This window comes from Flavobacterium sp. (genome assembly GCF_029945805.1).
Lineage (GTDB): Bacteria > Bacteroidota > Bacteroidia > Flavobacteriales > Flavobacteriaceae > Flavobacterium.
Map to the genome: position 1 here is coordinate 46,245 of NZ_JAQSDH010000048.1, position 16,551 is coordinate 62,795.

Consider the following 16,551-nt stretch of genomic DNA (forward strand, 5'->3'; position numbering starts at 1 on the left):
AAATTTTAAATTATTGAGCAAGTTGGTAAACGTCTGGTAGATTTCTTCCCAATCCATCGTAGTCTAATCCGTAACCAACGATGAACTTATTTGGAATTCTAATGCCGATGTAATCTATCTTAATTTCTTTTTTGTACGCTTCCGGCTTGAAAAACAAGGTAGCGAATTTTAAATGCTTTACCTTTTTCTGTTTGAAAATAGCTTTCAATTCTTCCACCGTGTTTCCGGTATCTACAATATCTTCCACAATTACAACCGTTCTTCCTTCCAAATCTTGGTTTAAACCAATCAATTGTTTCACTTCATTTGTCGTTGCTGTTCCTTCATATGAAGCCATTTTCACAAAACTCACTTCACACATGCCGCGGTATTGTTTCATTAAATCGGACAAAACCATGAATGCTCCGTTCAAAACACCAATAAAAACTGGCACTTCGTCAAAAAAATCATCGTCCATTTGTTTGGCCATATTTTTGATTGCAAAATCAATTTCATCTGAAGAAATAAACGGCTCGAAAGTTTTATCGTGAAGGTGTATCATTATTTAGGAATTTGAAATAAGGTGCAAATTTAAAGAAGTATTAAGTATTAAGTACTAAGTATTAAGACTTTTTTCGAAAAATGATATATTTACAAATGGATAGGACTTTTTTTAACCGAATCAATGAAAGTAGTCAAGTAAGAATTCTCGGGTGTATAAGCTCGGGTACTTCTTGAAAGTTGGAGTTATCTGAAAAAAATACAGGAAAATTTCACCAGTCAATCAAACAGATATCAAGCTGCAACGAAAGAAGTTTTGCTTCAACTATCCAAATGATTTTTGAATTTGAAATACTATCTTTGTGCCAACAACAACTACTACAAATGAACTATTTCTCTTCCGATTTTAAACTAGGAATCCTCGGCGGCGGTCAACTAGGCAAAATGCTTTTGGCTGAAACCCGAAAATTTGACATTCAAACATTTGTTCTTGATTCAAGTCATGAAGCACCAGCCCGACTGGCTTGCAATAATTTTTTCCAAGGAGATTTACTCGAGTTTGATGCCGTTTATAACTTCGGAAAATTAGTAGATGTATTGACCCTCGAAATTGAAAACGTAAATTTAGATGCGTTAGAAAAATTAGAAAATGAAGGTTTAAAAGTATATCCTTCGCCAAAAACGTTGCGCTTGATTCAGAGTAAATCCGTTCAAAAGGAGTTTTATATTAAAAACAATATTCCAACAGCCAAAGGAAAAGCTTTTAAGAGTTTAAAGGAACTTTTAGTAGAATTTATGGAGGGCAAAGTGAAAATGCCATTTGTATGGAAAAGCGCCCGATTTGGTTACGATGGTAACGGTGTTAAAATTATACGTTCGGCAAAAGATATCGAAACTTTACCTGATGTAGAATGTATCGCAGAAGAATTGGTTCCTTTTAAAAATGAGTTAGCGGTCATTGTAGTTCGCAATGTTGCAGGTCAAGTAAAAACCTATCCGGTTGTTGAAATGGAATTCCATCCCGAAGCCAACCAAGTAGAATATGTGATTTGTCCGGCGCGAATTGACGAAAAAGTAGCTCAGAAAGCGAACGAAATTGCATTAGAAGTTTCTAAATCTTTTAATCATGTTGGTTTGTTAGCTGTTGAAATGTTCCAAACCGAAGACGATAAATTAATGGTCAATGAAGTCGCACCAAGACCCCATAACTCTGGCCATTACAGTATTGAAGCTAGTTATACTTCTCAATTTGAAAATCATATTCGTGCGATTTTAAATTTACCTCTGGGAAATACCGCTAGTAAAGTTGCGGGGATTATGGTAAATTTGGTTGGTGCTGAAGGATTTACGGGAGATGTAGTTTATGAAAATATAGAAAAAATCATGGCAATTGATGGTGTAACGCCCCATATCTATGGCAAAGGCGAAACGCGTCCTTTCCGAAAAATGGGACACGTAACTATTGTCAACGAAAACATGGATGAAGCCAGAAGAATTGCTGAAAAAGTAAAGAACAGCATACGAGTAATCAGTGCCAAATGATAAATACACTATGAAAAAAGTTCTTTATCTTTTTTTAGTTTTCTACAGTACAATTGCCGTTTCGCAAGAATATGACTTTGTTTCAAATAATGCTGTCGCGATTACCAAATGGAAGTACATTGATCTTTTGAATAAAGTTCCGAAACCAACCATTGACTACAGGCTTGAAAGTGGAAAGCCCTTCACACAAACCTATTTTGATTCTATTGTAAAAACCAAAGATTCTCATAAACTTAAAACAATTTACCTATCGGACTCTATTGTCAACAAGGTAACCTTAGTATTAAAAACCCGAAGCGACGCAGAAGTCAAAAAAGACAACCAAGCATTCTTTGATTTACAGAATAAAGAAAAAAGTAACCGAAAAAAAATCATAGGAAGTACGCTCTCCAACTTGGTACTAACTGACATATCAGGGAAAAAGTATACTTCGCAATCACTTTTAGGAAAAATGGTTTTTTTGAATTTTTGGTTCACCAAATGTGCACCTTGCATTAAAGAAATGCACGATTTAAACAAACTAAAAGAAAAATATGGAGACGAAAATATGGTCTATTTTGCCATCACCTACGACAAAACAGAAGTGATTGAAAAATTCTTAACCCGAAACAAATTGGATTTTACCATAATTCCGAATGATCAAAAAACAATCGATGCAATGAATGTTAATTTTTATCCGACCAACATGCTTTTAGACCAAAATGGTAAAGTTTTATTTGTTAGCGAACTTTTTAATCCAAAAAGCAATAACGGTTTGACCGAAATAAACAAACTAATCAAAAAAAATACAAAGAAATAATCATGAGCAAAGTAGCCATAATAATGGGTTCAAAATCAGATTTACCCATAATGCAAGAAGCAATCGACATTCTGAAAAGTTTTGAAATTGAAACTGAAGTTGATATTGTTTCAGCACACAGAACGCCTGAAAAATTATTCGATTTTAGCAAAAACGCACATACTCGCGGAATTTCGGTTGTCATTGCCGGAGCCGGTGGTGCTGCACATTTACCCGGAATGGTCGCTTCCATGTCGCCTTTGCCCGTAATTGGTGTTCCTGTAAAATCGAGTAATTCTATTGATGGTTGGGATTCGGTTTTGTCAATCTTGCAAATGCCAGGCGGTGTTCCCGTGGCGACAGTGGCTTTAAACGGTGCCAAAAATGCCGGAATTCTAGCTGCTCAAATCATCGGAAGCCACGATAAAAATGTGCTGAATAAAATCATCGCCTACAAAGAAAGCCTGAAAGAAGCCGTCAATAAGTCTTCGGATGAATTGAAAAAGTAGGAGCTATTTCCAGCTATCCGTTACAATCTTTTTTTTAAAGAAAAAAAAGGATTTCCACTACTATCTGGGCTAAACTATCTATAAACTTCGGTCAAAATTTTTAAATAAAATCTTAATTAAAAAACTTTGCGAACCTTGCGTAAATCCTCGCGAACTTTGCGGTTAATTACCTAAATCAAATGAAAATTCTAACACAAAAGTTCAACACCAAACACAATACGGCACCTTTTGCCCAAATCAAATTAGAAGATTACAAAACTGCTTTCGAAGAAAACATCTCCAAAGCCAGAGCAGAAGTCGATGCAATAACCAACAATCCGGAAGCGCCAACTTTTCAAAACACCATCGAAGCTTTAGATTATTCTGGCGAAAGTTTGGATCGAGTATCTTCAATCTTTTTTAATTTAAATTCGGCTGAAACGAGTGACGAAATGCAGAAAATCGCGCAAGATGTTTCTCCACTATTAACGGCTTTCAGTAACGATATCGCATTGAATGAAGAATTGTTCAAACGTGTAAAAGCCGTTTACGAGCAAAAAGACAAGCTGAATTTAAATCCAGAGCAAGCCACTTTATTAGACAAAAAATTTAAAAGTTTTTCCCGAAACGGAGCCTTGCTTTCTGAGGATAAAAAATTGCGTTTACGCGAAATTGATACCGAATTAGCCAAACTAAAACTAACGTATAGCGAAAATGTTTTGGCCGAAACCCACAATTATCAGTTACACATTACTAACCCAGCAGATTTAAAAGGCTTACCTGAGGGAACCATTGAAGCAGCAGCAAGTCTGGCAAAATCTAAAAACGTTGAAGGCTGGATTTTTACTTTGGATTATCCAAGTTATATTCCTTTTTTGACGTATGCTGACAATCGGGAACTTCGAAAAGAAATCGCCATCGCAGCCGGAAAAAAAGCATTCCAAAACAATGAATTCGACAATCAGGAAATCACATTAAAGATTGCTAAACTTCGATTTGAACGCGCCAATTTATTAGGTTATAAAACGCATTCCGATTTTGTTCTCGAAGAACGAATGGCGCAAACTCCGGAAAAAGTAAAATCGTTTTTGAATGATTTATTGTCGAAAGCCAAACCAGCAGCCGAAAAAGAATTTGCTCAATTAACCACTTTCGCGAAAGAACTAGACGGAATTGACCAGCTCGAAAAATGGGACGGCGCTTATTATTCGGAAAAGCTAAAACAAAAATTATTCGACTTTGATGACGAACAATTAAAACCTTATTTTAAACTTGAAAATGTTCTAAACGGTGCCTTTACCGTTGCTGAAAAATTATTTGGAATCACATTCAAAGAAGTGCTTGATATCGAAAAATACCATGAAGAGGTACAAACTTTTGAAGTAGTAGACTTCGAAAACAAATTGGTGGCGATTTTTTACGCTGACTTTTTTCCACGAAAAGGAAAACGAAACGGCGCTTGGATGACATCATTCAAACCACAATATATTAAAGACGGCGTTAATGAACGACCGCACGTTTCCATCGTTTGCAACTTTACGCCACCAACAGAAAGTAAGCCTTCACTCCTAACTTTTAACGAAGTAACGACTCTGTTTCATGAGTTTGGACACGCTCTACACGGTATGTTAGCGAATACGACTTATCCAAGTTTATCAGGAACATCGGTTTATTGGGATTTTGTAGAATTGCCGAGTCAGGTTATGGAAAACTGGTGTTACGAACCGGAAGCTTTGGCTTTGTTTGCGAAACATTACGAAACTGGCGATATTATTCCGCAAGATTTTGTCAATAAAATAAAGCAAAGCGCAAGCTTCTTAGAAGGAATGGCAACACTGCGTCAAGTAAGTTTTGGACTTTTAGACATGGCGTTCCACAGCAATAATCCAAATGAAATTACGGATGTAAAAGCTTTTGAAAAAAAGGCTTTTAAAGGAACCTATTTGTATCCAGATGTTGCTGAGAATTGCATGAGTGTTTCGTTTTCGCATATTTTTGCTGGCGGCTATTCCTCAGGATATTACAGTTACAAATGGGCTGAAGTTTTGGATGCGGATGCATTTGCGTATTTTCAAGAAAAAGGAATTTTTAATAAAGAAGTGGCTGCAAAATTCAAAGAAAATGTATTGTCAAAAGGCGGAACCGAATTGCCGATGGAATTGTACAAACGTTTCCGTGGACAAGAACCAAAACCGGAAGCATTGTTGAAACGAGCGGGATTGGTGTAGATTTTTTAGACTGATTAGACATTTTAGACTGCTTAGATATTTTAGATTATGGAACCGGAGTTATGCTTCGGTTTCTTTTTTATACATAGTGCGTTAGGGATTACTTCACCAAGTTAATATTTTTCATATGAGTTCAGTGAATGCTGAGCATTTGGAGCAAGTACCGTGTACTGCGGAAAGCCCGGCCCGAAGGGAACGCCTAAATATTTTACAATAACTTTCATTTATTTTTGAAACTTTAAAAACTTTTAGTTACCTTTGGATTATGGAATTCAGAGAAGCAAAAAATAAATTCGTTCAAACATGGGGAGCACTGGGTTCACAGTGGGGCATAAATAAAACTATGGCTCAGATTCATGCGCTTTTAATGGTATCACACGAAGCGGTTTCAATGGAAGATATAATGGAAGAATTGCAGATTTCGCGAGGTAATGCCAGTATGAATTTAAGAGCTTTGATGGATTGGGGAATTGTATATAAAGAATATAAAGTTGGCGAAAGAAGAGAGTTTTTTATTGCTGAAAAAGATTTGGACGAATTGGCCGTAAAGATTTCAAGAGAACGAAGCAAACGTGAAATTAAACCCGCGCTGAAAGTCTTGAAAGAAGTGTCTAGCATTACCGCGGATGCTACGGCTGAAGAAAGACATTTTGTGGAGCAAACCGGAAAATTGTATGATTTTGTATTGAAAGCAGACAATGTTTTAGATAAAATAACAGAATACAAAGACAATTGGTTGGCGCAATTGCTAGTCAAATTTATGAAGAAATAAACCCTTTTTTTAATCTTAACTTTCATTTTTTTCTGAAAGTTTAAAACAAATTAGAATCATGAAAACAGTGAAAATTTTAAATGCAATTGCAATTAGTTTACCTATAGTTTTAGGTTTTATAGGAATTGGAATAAATGATTCAACTGGAAACTATTTTGCTTATGCACTATATTCTACTATGCTTACGGGATTTATTCAAGTGCTTTTAGGTATATTTTTACTTTATAATGACCCTAAAAATATAGCTATTCAACTTTATATTGCAACTACTTTACTATTCTTTTTGACTTGGTATTTGGAGGTAGAACTATTTCATACTGACATTTTAGTATATATATTAGTTCCTATCCCACTTCTACTTGCGCTTTTTCTTTCAATCGTAATTTATAAAAAAGCAAGCTTATGAACCTCAACATCATTGGATATCTAATTTATCTGACAATTACCTCGATAATAATTGTTGGGGTTGGTAAAATTTGCTATAAAAACGGTAACATTTTAGTTTCAGCTTTGATTCCGGATCACGAAGATTTATGCCACAAAGCCAATCAAATCTTACTTGTTGGGTATTATTTACTAAATCTTGGATATTGTGCAATGACATTAATTTCTTGGGAAAAGATGCTATCGTTCCATCAATTATTAGAAGTTATTGCACTCAAATCGGCAATCATCATTGGCACCATCGCTATAATGCATTACCTCAATATTTTTATTCTTACTAAATACATTCAAAAATTAATTTAAATACAATTATTATGGAAACTACAAAAATTTTAATCGGTTATGCTATTTATTTACCAGTCGCTTTATTTCTTACTTACTATGTTTCTCGAACACTTTTTAAAAACAGCAAAGTATATATGATGGACATTTTTAAAGGTCGCGAAGAAATTGCCGTTGCCACAAATAAACTCTTTGAAACCGGTTTTTATCTGCTCAATTTAGGGTTTGCTTTGATGATTTTAGAAATGAATAATTATGATAACAGCTATCAAACACTAACAGAAAATCTTAGTTATAAAATTGGCGGATTTACAATTTATCTTGGATTAATGCTATTCTTGAATCTGTATTTTTTCTTTAGAGGAAAACGCAAAGCGAAAGAAGGGCAACGTGAGCAACAAATTGTTTTTACTGCTTAATTACACACCATGACAACCATTGACCTCATTACCAAAATAAAAGCACCGATACAAAAGGTTTTCGATTTAAACCGAAACATCAACATTCATAAATTGTCCACTTCAAAATCGAATGAAACTGCAATTGATGGCGTAGCATCTGGATTGATTAATCTGAATGAAACCGTAACGTGGCGCGGCAAACATTTCGGTATTTATCAAACACACAAAAGCAAAATCACTGCAATGGAATTTCCCACTTATTTTGTAGATGAAATGATGGAAGGCCGCTTTAAAAAGTTCAAACACGAACATACTTTTGTAGAAAAAAACGGAAAAACGGTAATGATTGATACGATTGAATATCAAACACCATTTGGAATTTTCGGAAAGATGTTTGACAAGCTGTTTTTGAAAAATTATTTGACAAATTTTATCAAAGAAAGAAATGAATTCATCAAAAATTTAGCCGAAAAGAACAACTAAAATCCACCATAAAATCGGAATACTTTCGGCCCAAAAAGAGCTGTAGTATTTCGATTTTTTTTCGTTCGCAAAAAGTAAAAAAGTTATCGTAGTTGCTGCAACACCGATTTTCAAAAGCAAGGTTTGAATACTGAAATTAACATCTAAAAATTCCAAAAGAACAAAAAGAAATAAAAAAGCACTTCCAACTATTTTGGTCTGATTCACTCCTATTTGTTGCGGAACCGTTTTCAAATGTGGATCGTCGTATCGCAAATCGATGATTTCAAAAATTAGCACTAACACAAAAATTAAAATAAAACGTTGCACTCCCACTAAAAGTATCGTACTGTCGAATGCAATTCCAGCATTTAAAATTGGTAAAACTAAAGAAACCCCAACCCAACAAAGTGCCACAATATAAATCTTTACGCCTGCCCAATTGCGAGCATTTCTTCTATTCGGAAAAAACGGCAACGTATATAAAAGGGTCAAAAACAGAAAGACAACGGCAATTATTTTTGTAGTTTTATCTAAAGTAAAAAAGAAATAAACCGTAGCCAAAAACGAGAAAAAACTTAAACCAATAATGGCTTTTAATTCGGTTCGCATCTGCAATTTTTGAGTTCTTGCCAAAGCATCATATTTGACAAAATTATAGCCGACTATTGTTCCGAAAAAAGCAAAAAAAGCAGGTGCATCACTATTCTGAATTTCAAACATAAAACAGGTCATTCTCACTAAAGAATAGCAAGACAAAGCCACGTGGATACTACTGCTGATATAAAAATCGATACATTTCTTAAAAATCGTCATTACACAAAACTAATCAATATGTTAATAAGACCCGTTTTTGGTTGAAAATTTCTCAAAATATTGGGCATTGTTTAGCATAAAATTAGAACATTAATAATTACTTTTGTGTGCTTTAATTAACTAACCTGATTTACATCGGAACAAGCACAACTAAACACTTAGAACTTACTATTTAATGAAAACAGATGCATTCGCAATACGCCACATAGGTCCACGTGAGAGTGACCTTAACCACATGTTCAAAACTATTGGAGTTGACTCTTTCGAACAACTAATTTACGAAACGGTGCCCGATAATATCCGTTTGAAAAATGACTTGAATTTGGATGCACCAATGACCGAATATGAATACCTAAACCACATTCAGGAATTAGGTAAAAAGAATAAGGTGTTCAAATCGTATATCGGTTTGGGATACCACCCAACCATTGTTCCCGCGGTAATTCAGAGAAACATCTTTGAAAATCCAGGTTGGTATACCGCTTACACGCCCTATCAAGCTGAGATTGCGCAAGGAAGATTGGAAGCTATTTTGAATTTTCAAACTACGGTGATCGAATTAACTGGAATGGAAATCGCTAATGCTTCTTTACTTGATGAAAGTACAGCAGCAGCAGAAGCAATGGCCTTATTGTTTGATGTTCGATCGCGTGACCAAAAGAAAAACAATGCTAATAAATTCTTCGTTTCAGAAGAAGTATTGCCACAAACCCTATCGGTTTTACAAACACGTTCTACGCCAATTGGTGTTGAATTAGTAATTGGAAACCACGAAACTTTTGATTTTTCGGCTGAATTTTTTGGAGCAATCCTTCAATATCCTGGAAAATACGGTCAAGTAAATGACTACGCTGGATTTATAGCGAAAGCAAAATCAAACGATATTAAAGTGGCGGTCGCAGCCGATATTTTATCCTTAGTTAAATTAACTTCTCCGGGAGAAATGGGCGCTGATGTTGTTGTTGGAACTACACAACGTTTCGGAATTCCGATGGGTTATGGCGGACCACACGCTGCCTTTTTTGCAACCAAAGAAGAATACAAACGTTCGATGCCAGGAAGAATCATCGGGGTAACCATTGACACCAACGGAAATCGTGCTTTACGTATGGCTTTGCAAACACGGGAACAACACATCAAACGTGAAAAAGCAACATCAAATATCTGTACGGCACAAGTCTTACTGGCGGTTATGGCCGGAATGTATGCGGTATATCATGGACCAAAAGGACTAAAATATATTGCTAATAAAGTACATGCCTCGGCGGTAACTGTGGCGGATGCCTTAAATAAATTGGGCGTTTACCAAACCAATACTTCTTTTTTCGATACTATTCTTGTAAAGGCTGATGCTCAAAAAGTAAAAGCTATTGCAGAGAAAAATGAAGTGAACTTCTATTATACGGATGCTAATACAATTTCTATTTCGTTGAACGAAACCACTTCTATTGCGGACATCAATCAAATTATTGCAATTTTCGCCGAAGCTACTGGAAAAGAAAAATTCACTGTTTCTTCACTAACATCCTCAGATGATTTTTCTGCTGGTTTAGAAAGAAAATCTACATTCTTATTGCACGATGTTTTCAATAACCATCATTCTGAATCCCAGTTGATGCGTTACATCAAAAAATTAGAGCGCAAAGATTTATCGCTAAATCACTCGATGATTGCGTTAGGTTCTTGCACTATGAAATTAAATGCTGCTGCCGAAATGTTGCCGTTATCAATGGCAAACTGGAACAGCATCCACCCCTTCGCTCCTATCGAACAAGCAGAAGGATACATAACAATGCTTAAAAAATTAGAGCATCAATTGAACGTTGTTACTGGTTTTGCGGGTACAACATTACAACCCAACTCGGGTGCGCAAGGCGAATATGCCGGCCTAATGACCATTCGTGCTTATCATTTATCAAAAGGCGATACCCATAGAAATGTGTGTTTGATTCCATCATCGGCACACGGAACCAATCCAGCGTCAGCTGCAATGGCAGGAATGACCATTATCGTTACCAAAACTATGGAAAACGGTAATATTGATGTAGAAGATTTAAGAGCAAAAGCTATTGAACACAAAGATAATTTATCCGCTTTGATGGTTACTTATCCTTCTACTCACGGCGTTTTTGAAAGCGCTATTTGCGAGATTACTCAAATCATTCACGACAATGGCGGTTTGGTTTATATGGATGGTGCCAATATGAATGCGCAGGTTGGATTGACCAATCCAGCAACGATTGGTGCTGATGTTTGTCACTTAAACTTACACAAAACGTTCGCTATTCCTCACGGTGGAGGCGGACCAGGTGTTGGACCAATATGTGTAAATGAAAAATTAGTTCCGTTCTTACCCACGAATCCGATAATAACGGTTGGCGGTGACCAAGCAATCACTGCGATTTCTGCTGCGCCTTATGGTTCGGCTTTGGTTTGTTTGATTTCTTATGGATACATCACAATGCTGGGTGCTGAAGGGTTGAAAAGCTCTACACAATTCGCCATTTTGAACGCCAATTACATGAAAGCAAGATTAGAAGAGCATTATCCAATTTTATATACTGGAGAAATGGGACGCGCGGCTCACGAAATGATTATTGATTGTCGTTCGTTCAAACAAAACGGTATTGAGGTGGTTGATATTGCCAAACGCTTGATGGATTACGGTTTCCATGCGCCAACAGTATCTTTTCCTGTAAACGGAACGATGATGATTGAGCCGACAGAAAGTGAAGATTTAGCCGAATTAGACCGTTTTTGTGATGCGATGATTTCCATCCGAAAAGAGATTACAGCTGCTAGTGTAGAGGATGCCAACAACGTTTTGAAAAATGCACCGCATACTTTAGCCATGCTAACCTCGGACAATTGGGTTTTTCCATATACTAGAGAAACTGCGGCTTTCCCATTAGATTATATTTCAGATAATAAATTTTGGCCAACGGTTCGTCGTACTGATGATGCCTATGGTGATCGTAATTTAATTTGCAGTTGTGCGCCCATTGAGGCGTATATGTAAAATAGTAATTAGGCATTAGCCAAATGATAAAAGGCTTCAAGTTTTCTTGGAGCCTTTTTTTAAAACATGACAAAGATCAATTTTCAACTAAGTCAAAAAGCTTACTTTTGCCATAGAAACCAAGAAGCACAATGCACGACATTCAAAATCAAGATGATCTATTTTTACTCGTTGATGCATTTTATAAAAAACTGCTTTCAGATGATTCGATTAGTTATATTTTTACCGATGTTGTCAAAATACATTTAGAAGAGCACTTACCAATATTAGTCACATTCTGGTCGCAAGCCATTTTAGGAACTGGCGGTTACAGCAAAAATCTAACGCAAATCCATTTAGACATCGATACAAGAGAACATCTTACACCCGAATTATTCATGATTTGGCTAAGTCATTTTTATGCAAGTGTTGATGAGAACTTTCAAGGAGCTAAATCGGAACAAATAAAAACACAAGCTTTAAGCATTGCGACCGTAATGCAAATAAAAATATCTCAAAATAAGCGTTAAAAAATGAGATATTCACAATATTAATAATCATTACCGATAATATTCATAATTCAGTTCTGTTTGTTTATATTTTGATAACTTTAAACGGGTTTTATTTATAATTTCGCAATGAAATAGCATCATACTAATGAATATAAAAATAACGGGTTCTGGAAGCTACATTCCAACCGAAATAGTATCCAATAAAGATTTTGCCGATCACGTTTTTCTAAACGATGACGGAAGTCCATTTCCGCATCCGAATGATATCGTTGCCAAGAAGTTTCTTGAAATTACAGGTATACAAGAACGACGGTATGTTACTGATGATTTAAACACCTCCGACATTGCATTTCTTGCTGCTAAAAAAGCGATTGAAGACGCAAAAATTGATCCTGAAACTTTGGATTATATAATTTTGGCTCACAACTTCGGCAATGTTAGGAAAGGAACTATCCAAACCGATTCCGTTCCCAGTTTAGCCGCTAGAGTTAAATTTGAATTGCGTATCAAAAATCCAAAATGTGTCGCTTATGATATGTTATTTGGCTGTCCTGGCTGGCTAGAAGGCGTAATTCAAGCACAAGCATTCATAAAAGCTGGAATGGCTAAAAAATGTTTGGTTATTGGAGCCGAAACTCTGTCACGTGTAGTTGATTTACACGATCGCGATAGCATGATTTATTCTGATGGTGCCGGTGCTACAATTATAGAAGCTACTGAAGAAGCTGGTGGAATTTTAGCCCATGAATCCGCTACGTTTGCGTACGATGAAGCCTATTATTTATTCTTCGGAAACTCCTTTAACAATACCCTCGATCCAGACGTTCGTTATATCAAAATGCACGGTAGAAAGATTTACGAATTTGCTTTAATCCATGTTCCTAAAGCTATGAAAGAATGCTTGGAGAAAAGCGGCGTTGACATTAAAGACATAAAAAAAATCCTTATTCATCAGGCTAACGAAAAAATGGACGAAGCGATTGTACAGCGTTTTTACAAGCTTCACCATCAGACTATGCCCGAGGGAATTATGCCAATGAGCATCCATAAATTAGGCAATTCAAGTGTAGCTACTATCCCGACATTATACGATTCAATGGTTAAAGGCGAAATCAAAAACCAAAACCTAAATAAAGGCGACATCATTCTTTTTGCATCCGTTGGTGCGGGAATGAATGTGAATGCTATGGTTTATAAAATGTAGAAAAGTTGGAAGTTCGAAGTTGGAAGTTCGAAGAAAAAAGTAAATTTGTACCTTAATTTACATTTTCATGTACGAGAAGACCTATCCGAGCAAACGTTTCAATCTGACTTTAGCTTTTTTAAAAAAACACATCACTACCAGTGAAACTATTTTCGACCTTGGTGTTACCAATCCGTTTTCTAAAATCATGGAAGACAATGGCTATACCGTTAAAAATACTACCGGCGAAGATTTAGATAACAATCAAACCGCATTGCAAAATCAAACATACGATGTCTTTACTGGTTTTGAAATTTTCGAACATTTATTAAATCCGTATACCATTTTAGAAAACGTAAAATGCGACAAATTGTTGATTTCAATTCCACTACGTTTATGGTTTTCTCCAGCATATCAGAGCAAAACCGATACATGGGATCGTCACTACCACGAATTTGAAGATTGGCAATTGGACTGGCTTTTAGAAAAAACCGGGTGGAAAATTGTGGATCGCGTTAAATTTACGCATCCCGTTAAAAAATTGGGGTTCCGCCCTTTACTTAGATATTTCACTCCACGATATTATATGGTGTATGCAGTGAAAGAAAATAGAGAATAGATAAAAGACAAAAGACTACTTCTTTATGAACTACTATATTGTCATTCCGGCACATAATGAGGAAGCATTCATTGCTTTGACACTTCAGTCATTGGTTGAACAAGCTGTTTTACCTACAAAAGTCGTTGTTGTAAATGACAATTCTACTGATAAAACTTCTGAAATTATTCTGGCTTTCGCCGAAAAACATACATGGATTTCACTAGTAAATAGTATTTCAGAAGCAATTCATCTTCCGGGAAGCAAAGTGATTCAGGCTTTTCAAAAAGGTTTAGAAACTTTAGATGAAAATTACGATTTTATTGTAAAGGCTGATGCCGATTTAATTTTTCCGACCAATTATTTCGAAACCATAATCACTCATTTTAAATCGGATGACAAAATTGGAATGGTCGGTGGATTCGCCTATATCGAAAAAAATGGTGATTGGATTCTCGAAAACCTCACCGATAAAGACCATATTCGCGGCGCATTCAAAGCCTACCGAAAAGAATGTTTTAAACAAATTGGCGGCTTAAAACCGGCTATGGGTTGGGACACAGTTGACGAATTATTGTGCAAATTTTACCATTGGAAGGTTGTTACCGATAAATCCTTGAAAGTAAAACACTTGAAACCAACGGGAGCTAATTACAACAAAACCGCACGTTACAAACAAGGCGAAGCTTTTTACAGTTTGGGCTACGGATTTACAATCACTTCTATTGCATCTTTAAAACTAGCACTGCGAAAGGGAAAACCTTTATTGTTTATGGATTACCTCAGTGGATTCTGGAAAGCAAAATCGGCTAAAAAATCACTTTTGGTTACACAAGAGCAAGCAAAATTCATTCGGAATTACCGTTGGAAAAAGATAAAAGAGAAGCTTTTCTAAAATTTGCGTTAGGGATTGGAGCGGTATCCTTTTTAGGGATTGATAAATCCCTAAAAAGATAAAGCGGAAAGCCCGACCTGAAAGGAAACGCCCAAAAAACTCACAACTTAATAACCCATAACTCATAACTTATAGTTATTTTTGACATTATTTTAAAATTATGATGCTCGTTCGCTATTTATCTCAAATCGGAAAGTATTTTTTGATGCTTGCTGAAATATTCAGGAAGCCTACAAAATGGTCTGTAATGAGAACGTTAATCTTTAAAGAAATAGATGATTTAATTATCGGTTCCCTTGGAATTGTGGCCTTCATTTCATTTTTCGTGGGTGGCGTTGTTGCCATTCAGACGGCATTAAATTTAACCAATCCGTTAATTCCGAAATACCTTATCGGTTTTGCAACCAGACAATCCATAATTCTCGAATTTGCTCCAACCTTTATTTCGATAATCATGGCAGGAAAAATGGGTTCATTTATTACGTCGAGTATAGGAACGATGCGTGTTACAGAGCAAATTGATGCTCTAGAAGTTATGGGGGTGAATTCTTTGAATTATTTAGTGTTCCCAAAATTGATCGCTTTACTTTTATACCCATTTTTGATTGGAATTGCAATGTTCTTAGGAATCGCAGGTGGTTTTATTGCTAGTGTTTATGGTGGTTTTGGAAATAGCACCGATTTTATAAGTGGTCTGCAAATGGATTTTATTCCTTTCCATATTACTTATGCTTTTATGAAAACCTTTGTTTTCGCCTTAATTTTGGCAACAATTCCTTCATTTCATGGGTATTATATGAAAGGTGGCGCCCTAGAAGTGGGCAAAGCAAGTACGGTATCATTTGTATGGACCTCGGTTACGATAATTTTAGTAAACTATATATTAACACAATTACTTTTGACCTAATGATAGAAGTAAAAAATGTCGAAAAATCATTTGGAGGTGTTATGGTTTTAAAGGGAATTAGCACCACTTTTGAAACTGGCAAAACCAATCTTATTATTGGTCAAAGTGGTTCTGGAAAAACGGTTTTGCTAAAAAGCTTGCTTGGAATTCACACGCCCGATAAAGGAACTATTGCTTTTGATGGTAGAATCTATACCGAACTTTCTGATGCTGAAAAAAGAGAATTGCGTACCGAAATTGGGATGGTTTTTCAGGGTAGCGCTCTATTTGACAGCATGACTGTTGAAGAAAACGTGGGTTTTCCGTTGAAAATGTTTAGCAAAAAATCATCCGAAGAAATTAAAGAACGTGTAAATTTTGTTATCAAGAGAGTTAATTTAGTAAATTCCAATCACAAAATGCCTTCTGAACTATCCGGCGGAATGCAAAAACGTGTTGCCATAGCTAGGGCGATAGTAAACAATCCTAAATATCTATTTTGTGACGAACCCAACTCTGGTCTAGATCCAAAGACTGCTATTTTAATTGACAATTTAATCCATGAAATCACCCAAGAATATAACATTACAACTGTTGTAAACACTCACGACATGAACTCTGTTATGGAAATTGGAGAAAAAATAATTTTCCTTAAAAATGGAATTCTAGCCTGGGAAGGTAGTAAAAAAGAAATTTTCAAAACCGATAATGAGGCCATTGTTGATTTTGTGTACTCTTCAAATCTTTTCAAAAAAATTAGAAAAGCCCAAAATAAAGGAGAATAAG

At 35.8% G+C, this 16,551-nt stretch carries 18 protein-coding genes; 16 read left to right on the top strand and 2 right to left on the bottom strand.

Annotated elements, in window-relative coordinates:
• Nucleotides 1-10: 10 nt before the first annotated feature.
• Nucleotides 11-541 (bottom strand): hypoxanthine phosphoribosyltransferase, encoded by a 531-nt coding sequence (gene hpt, locus PSU83_RS13370; RefSeq protein WP_300590048.1) that lies wholly within the window; start codon nt 539-541, stop codon nt 11-13.
• Between the two features lie 323 nt (nt 542-864).
• Between hpt and PSU83_RS13375 the strand changes: the two genes are divergently transcribed.
• From PSU83_RS13375 to PSU83_RS13415, 9 genes are all read left to right on the top strand, one after another.
• Nucleotides 865-2,022, top strand: coding sequence for a 5-(carboxyamino)imidazole ribonucleotide synthase (locus PSU83_RS13375; RefSeq protein ID WP_300590049.1), 1,158 nt, complete (start codon nt 865-867; stop codon nt 2,020-2,022).
• Nucleotides 2,023-2,032: 10 nt separating this feature from the next.
• Nucleotides 2,033-2,821, top strand: a complete 789-nt coding sequence (locus tag PSU83_RS13380; protein ID WP_300590050.1) for a TlpA disulfide reductase family protein — start codon at nt 2,033-2,035, stop codon at nt 2,819-2,821.
• Nucleotides 2,822-2,823: 2 nt separating this feature from the next.
• Nucleotides 2,824-3,309 (top strand): 5-(carboxyamino)imidazole ribonucleotide mutase, encoded by a 486-nt coding sequence (gene purE / locus PSU83_RS13385; RefSeq protein WP_300590051.1) that lies wholly within the window; start codon nt 2,824-2,826, stop codon nt 3,307-3,309.
• Nucleotides 3,310-3,488: 179 nt separating this feature from the next.
• Nucleotides 3,489-5,516 carry a M3 family metallopeptidase gene (locus tag PSU83_RS13390; protein WP_300590052.1) on the top strand — a complete coding sequence of 676 codons (2,028 nt, stop codon included), beginning with the start codon at nt 3,489-3,491 and terminating at the stop codon, nt 5,514-5,516.
• 265 nt (nt 5,517-5,781) lie between these two features.
• On the top strand, nt 5,782-6,288 hold the full coding sequence (locus tag PSU83_RS13395) for an ArsR family transcriptional regulator (RefSeq protein WP_300590053.1): 507 nt from the start codon (nt 5,782-5,784) through the stop codon (nt 6,286-6,288).
• Between the two features lie 58 nt (nt 6,289-6,346).
• Nucleotides 6,347-6,694, top strand: a complete 348-nt coding sequence (locus PSU83_RS13400) for a hypothetical protein (protein WP_300590054.1) — start codon at nt 6,347-6,349, stop codon at nt 6,692-6,694.
• Nucleotides 6,691-7,035 carry a hypothetical protein gene (locus PSU83_RS13405; protein ID WP_300590055.1) on the top strand — a complete coding sequence of 115 codons (345 nt, stop codon included), beginning with the start codon at nt 6,691-6,693 and terminating at the stop codon, nt 7,033-7,035. Before PSU83_RS13400 ends, PSU83_RS13405 begins: the two co-directional genes overlap by 4 nt.
• An 11-nt stretch (nt 7,036-7,046) precedes the next feature.
• Nucleotides 7,047-7,433 (top strand): hypothetical protein, encoded by a 387-nt coding sequence (locus tag PSU83_RS13410; RefSeq protein ID WP_300590056.1) that lies wholly within the window; start codon nt 7,047-7,049, stop codon nt 7,431-7,433.
• A gap of 9 nt (nt 7,434-7,442) precedes the next feature.
• The gene (locus tag PSU83_RS13415; protein ID WP_300590057.1) at nt 7,443-7,898 is read left to right on the top strand and encodes an SRPBCC family protein; all 456 of its coding nucleotides are present in this window, start codon (nt 7,443-7,445) and stop codon (nt 7,896-7,898) included.
• Here PSU83_RS13415 and PSU83_RS13420 read toward each other — a convergent pair.
• Nucleotides 7,878-8,600 (bottom strand): hypothetical protein, encoded by a 723-nt coding sequence (locus tag PSU83_RS13420; RefSeq protein WP_363319897.1) that lies wholly within the window; start codon nt 8,598-8,600, stop codon nt 7,878-7,880. The two genes, PSU83_RS13415 and PSU83_RS13420, sit on opposite strands and share 21 nt — an antisense overlap.
• 268 nt (nt 8,601-8,868) lie before the next feature.
• Here PSU83_RS13420 and gcvP point away from each other — a divergent pair, with 268 nt between their 5' ends.
• The 7 genes from gcvP (at nt 8,869) to PSU83_RS13455 (ending at nt 16,550) form a co-directional block, all read left to right on the top strand.
• Nucleotides 8,869-11,712 carry an aminomethyl-transferring glycine dehydrogenase gene (gcvP, locus tag PSU83_RS13425; protein ID WP_300590059.1) on the top strand — a complete coding sequence of 948 codons (2,844 nt, stop codon included), beginning with the start codon at nt 8,869-8,871 and terminating at the stop codon, nt 11,710-11,712.
• A 131-nt stretch (nt 11,713-11,843) separates the two neighbouring features.
• On the top strand, nt 11,844-12,221 hold the full coding sequence (locus PSU83_RS13430; protein WP_300590060.1) for a group III truncated hemoglobin: 378 nt from the start codon (nt 11,844-11,846) through the stop codon (nt 12,219-12,221).
• 127 nt (nt 12,222-12,348) lie between these two features.
• Nucleotides 12,349-13,407, top strand: a complete 1,059-nt coding sequence (locus tag PSU83_RS13435; RefSeq protein WP_300590061.1) for a ketoacyl-ACP synthase III — start codon at nt 12,349-12,351, stop codon at nt 13,405-13,407.
• A gap of 67 nt (nt 13,408-13,474) precedes the next feature.
• Nucleotides 13,475-14,005, top strand: a complete 531-nt coding sequence (locus tag PSU83_RS13440) for a methyltransferase (protein WP_300590062.1) — start codon at nt 13,475-13,477, stop codon at nt 14,003-14,005.
• A 25-nt stretch (nt 14,006-14,030) separates the two neighbouring features.
• A complete protein-coding gene (locus tag PSU83_RS13445) occupies nt 14,031-14,879 on the top strand; it encodes a glycosyltransferase family 2 protein (protein ID WP_300590063.1) in 849 nt (282 codons plus the stop codon).
• Nucleotides 14,880-15,039: 160 nt separating this feature from the next.
• The gene (locus PSU83_RS13450) at nt 15,040-15,786 is read left to right on the top strand and encodes an ABC transporter permease (RefSeq protein ID WP_300590064.1); all 747 of its coding nucleotides are present in this window, start codon (nt 15,040-15,042) and stop codon (nt 15,784-15,786) included.
• Nucleotides 15,786-16,550 (top strand): ATP-binding cassette domain-containing protein, encoded by a 765-nt coding sequence (locus PSU83_RS13455; RefSeq protein ID WP_300590065.1) that lies wholly within the window; start codon nt 15,786-15,788, stop codon nt 16,548-16,550. Before PSU83_RS13450 ends, PSU83_RS13455 begins: the two co-directional genes overlap by 1 nt.
• The last annotated feature ends 1 nt before the right edge of the window (nt 16,551 follow it).

Coding starts and splice junctions, on each gene's coding strand:
- purE (WP_300590051.1), top strand. CDS start 2,824: ATGAGCAAAGTAGCCATAATAATGGGTTCAAAATCAGATTTACCCATA.
- PSU83_RS13390 (WP_300590052.1), top strand. CDS start 3,489: ATGAAAATTCTAACACAAAAGTTCAACACCAAACACAATACGGCACCT.
- PSU83_RS13375 (WP_300590049.1), top strand. CDS start 865: ATGAACTATTTCTCTTCCGATTTTAAACTAGGAATCCTCGGCGGCGGT.
- PSU83_RS13405 (WP_300590055.1), top strand. CDS start 6,691: ATGAACCTCAACATCATTGGATATCTAATTTATCTGACAATTACCTCG.
- PSU83_RS13440 (WP_300590062.1), top strand. CDS start 13,475: ATGTACGAGAAGACCTATCCGAGCAAACGTTTCAATCTGACTTTAGCT.
- PSU83_RS13445 (WP_300590063.1), top strand. CDS start 14,031: ATGAACTACTATATTGTCATTCCGGCACATAATGAGGAAGCATTCATT.
- PSU83_RS13415 (WP_300590057.1), top strand. CDS start 7,443: ATGACAACCATTGACCTCATTACCAAAATAAAAGCACCGATACAAAAG.
- PSU83_RS13430 (WP_300590060.1), top strand. CDS start 11,844: ATGCACGACATTCAAAATCAAGATGATCTATTTTTACTCGTTGATGCA.
- PSU83_RS13435 (WP_300590061.1), top strand. CDS start 12,349: ATGAATATAAAAATAACGGGTTCTGGAAGCTACATTCCAACCGAAATA.
- PSU83_RS13380 (WP_300590050.1), top strand. CDS start 2,033: ATGAAAAAAGTTCTTTATCTTTTTTTAGTTTTCTACAGTACAATTGCC.
- PSU83_RS13455 (WP_300590065.1), top strand. CDS start 15,786: ATGATAGAAGTAAAAAATGTCGAAAAATCATTTGGAGGTGTTATGGTT.
- PSU83_RS13420 (WP_363319897.1), bottom strand. CDS start 8,600: ATGTTTGAAATTCAGAATAGTGATGCACCTGCTTTTTTTGCTTTTTTC.
- PSU83_RS13450 (WP_300590064.1), top strand. CDS start 15,040: ATGATGCTCGTTCGCTATTTATCTCAAATCGGAAAGTATTTTTTGATG.
- PSU83_RS13395 (WP_300590053.1), top strand. CDS start 5,782: ATGGAATTCAGAGAAGCAAAAAATAAATTCGTTCAAACATGGGGAGCA.
- hpt (WP_300590048.1), bottom strand. CDS start 541: ATGATACACCTTCACGATAAAACTTTCGAGCCGTTTATTTCTTCAGAT.
- gcvP (WP_300590059.1), top strand. CDS start 8,869: ATGAAAACAGATGCATTCGCAATACGCCACATAGGTCCACGTGAGAGT.
- PSU83_RS13400 (WP_300590054.1), top strand. CDS start 6,347: ATGAAAACAGTGAAAATTTTAAATGCAATTGCAATTAGTTTACCTATA.
- PSU83_RS13410 (WP_300590056.1), top strand. CDS start 7,047: ATGGAAACTACAAAAATTTTAATCGGTTATGCTATTTATTTACCAGTC.